Origin of the sequence: Aquabacterium sp. (genome assembly GCF_004297345.1) — a bacterium.
In the GTDB taxonomy this organism is placed as follows: Bacteria; Pseudomonadota; Gammaproteobacteria; order Burkholderiales; family Burkholderiaceae_C; genus Aquabacterium.
In genome coordinates this window covers 1-2,664 of record NZ_SCTN01000060.1, presented here as the reverse complement: position 1 = coordinate 2,664, position 2,664 = coordinate 1, and the positions used below count along the sequence as shown (strand labels likewise).

3 protein-coding genes are annotated in these 2,664 nt (G+C 55.2%); 1 reads left to right on the top strand and 2 read right to left on the bottom strand.

Going from position 1 to position 2,664, the window contains the following annotated elements; all coding sequences use genetic code 11:
* Positions 1-360: 360 nt before the first annotated feature.
* Positions 361-1,326, bottom strand: coding sequence for a hypothetical protein (locus tag EPO09_RS01815; RefSeq protein WP_290639588.1), 966 nt, complete (start codon positions 1,324-1,326; stop codon positions 361-363).
* A gap of 13 nt (positions 1,327-1,339) precedes the next feature.
* Entirely contained in the window at positions 1,340-1,927 is a 588-nt protein-coding gene (locus EPO09_RS01810; protein ID WP_290639586.1) for a hypothetical protein, read from the bottom strand.
* A gap of 341 nt (positions 1,928-2,268) precedes the next feature.
* Here EPO09_RS01810 and EPO09_RS01805 point away from each other — a divergent pair, with 341 nt between their 5' ends.
* Positions 2,269-2,577, top strand: coding sequence for a helix-turn-helix transcriptional regulator (locus EPO09_RS01805; protein ID WP_290639584.1), 309 nt, complete (start codon positions 2,269-2,271; stop codon positions 2,575-2,577).
* The last annotated feature ends 87 nt before the right edge of the window (positions 2,578-2,664 follow it).

Here is a 2,664-nt window from a genome sequence, read left to right as displayed (position 1 = left end):
CATGAGTGAGGTTGCCCCTTAGTCAGTGCTGCGGCCCGACTCTGGGTGCTCAGAATGTCAACCGTATCCGCCAGATGTCGCCGCCAACAAAATGCCGGCGATCCGCTCAATCACTGATGGATCGTCATCTATGCATTCATAGGCGGTTCGGCCGTCCAGGTAGTTGTTGGGCGCGCTCATCCATCGGTGAGGACTCTCCTGGTCTGACCAGCCTGACAGCCAGTAGTGGATATCGCACGCTGCTTGCCAGTGATGGTGCACTACTGTCTCACGTGACGATGCACGAATAGGCCACGCAGCCACGATTTGCATGGCCTGCTCAACGCTTGCATTCGTGATTGGCGGCACCTGAATCACAGGCTACTTTCCAAGGCACCAATCATTCGTATTGGTCGTCGCCCAATTCACGATGTCGTTGCGACCAAGTGGACGTGTGAATGGTGAGACTGCGGTGGATGGGACATAGAAGGTCCGATCCGATACCTGAATCTGTACCAACGAAGGCTTGGTATCGATCACCAGGGCGCAGACCTGGTATTTCTGCTTGCCAGGGGTGAACATGCGATACCTCGCCGCCAGGGCGTTCAGCAAGTCTGGTGGCACCTCGCTAGACAAGACGCTTGCTTGCATGCCGGGTTGCAAGCTGGTTCGGAACTTCTGGTTTGCTGCTGCCTGTTCGGCTTCAGCATTTTTTTGCTGCTCCAGTTGTTCTTTTGCTTGCGCTTCAGCCTCTGCCATCCGCTGTCCATCGACGTAGAGGACGTTCACATAGAAGTCCCATCCTGTGGACAGCAGACCTTTAGATGCCTCTTGAGCTATAGGCTGAGCGCTGACTGCAAAGGTGCGACCTGACGCAGTCAAGCAGGTGAAGTCTCCAATCAACTTCTGATCTTGAAGCGTATTGATCGCGAATTTGGTGACGGCGGTACCGTTGCCACGAAAAGCCGTGAGATCTACCTGTCCGCTTTGTTCGTCACATGCCTGCGTGACCACATCGCGAAGCGATTTCAGCCCTGCTTGGTAGTCTTGCTCGCCAGATGACGCGAATATGGGAAGGTAGTACGTGAGGCGGATTGCTTTGGTTGAGACAACGTTCACTGACGCATTTGGCCGAACATTGACCTTGACCGTTTCACGCCGCTTCGCCTCCAGTTTTTGGGCGGAAAAATCGCTGGCTTGACCATGCTCAAACAGCGCATTCAGTCTCGCCATTGCGCTGGATTGCTCTGGCGCATCAGCCATTGCAGAGGTGCAAAGCGCCATAGCCGACATGGCCAGGGCGGACGAGCGCCAGAGGGAGAGAGGGGGCGGAGTCGTTGTCGTCATGCTTGTTCCTGTCTTACTGCTGACCTAGCAGAGACTTGCTGAAAGAGGATTGCAGAAGCTTGGGCGTGGCTGTCAAATCGATGATGTCCACACCGGACTTTGGTTCTGTGGTGATCACGAATTGAGCTGCAACCTTGGATTTCCCGGGGCCTGCATCATGGGCATCGACCGTGCCTACGATCCTGGTGCTGTCCACGAGGAACCGATAGCATGGCAGTGGCCTGATGACACCTTGATCTGTCCGTATCACACAGCCTTCGCCCTTGAATGCGGTCTGACTCAAATTGGATTCAACCGCTGATGCCGCAAGTGGGACATCCTTGGTGATAGCCAGATCAAAGCTCACACGAGACAGCGCAGCCTTGAGTTCGTCGGTGCTGAAGTCACCTGGGTCGTAAAGCCACTTCATCAGGTCAAAGGGGATGTCTTTGTTGGCATCGACAGCGGTGAACTTGACTTCGAAGTACCCGTTGATCTGCTGAACGTCGACTTTGACGCGATAGGTCAGGTAGCCAATCTTGGTGCCATGAGAATTGTTGGAGCCCTTGAGCTTGCTGACCAGCAAATCCTTGCCTTTCACCATGAACTGAGTGCCGGACACATTGCTTATCTGCCCGGTCGTGGCCCCGCCACGGTTGACTACGAACCGAAGTCGATCAAGTTGCAATTGCTGGTCTTGCCCGACGGGAGCGAGGTCTATCGGGATTCGATAGGTCACCAGTGATTGCTCCGCTTTGGCATCCACGAAGTCTTGGAAGCTCGCCGCCCTTGTGCTGGACGCCATCAAACAGCAAGCGAACAAAGGTATAGCAGCGGTGCCGCAAATTCGGTGGCTCTTGATGGCACGTCCACTGGATGCGAGCGATGGAGAACAGTTCATATTTGGGCCCCTGTTTATAAACAGTGGCCCAAATTATAGATTCATTCGATCCTGCGGGCCTCATGCAGCAGCGATCGATCAGCAAAGGCGGACGGCCAGCGGGATCAACAACGTTTGATCCAATCCCTGCACGCGCATTCGGAAATGCCGTGCGCGAGTTGCGCATGGCCAAAGGCCTCGCTCAAGAGGCTTTGGCATTGCGAGCTGAAGTGGATCGGGGGTTCATGGGGCACGTTGAGCGCGGCGAGCGCCAGCCTTCCTTGAGCGTCATCCTCAAGATTGCAAAGGCCATTGGGTGTTCGCCCGCAGAGTTGATGCAGCAGACGGCCAAGCAACTTCCAGTTGAATACGTGGCTCCTGAGGTGCTGTAAGGCATCCTGCTCCGATCTGTTGAGTGCAGTACTCGGCACAGAAATCGCGGAACTTTGCTATGTCAGGCCCTGCAGTCCGGCTGTGTC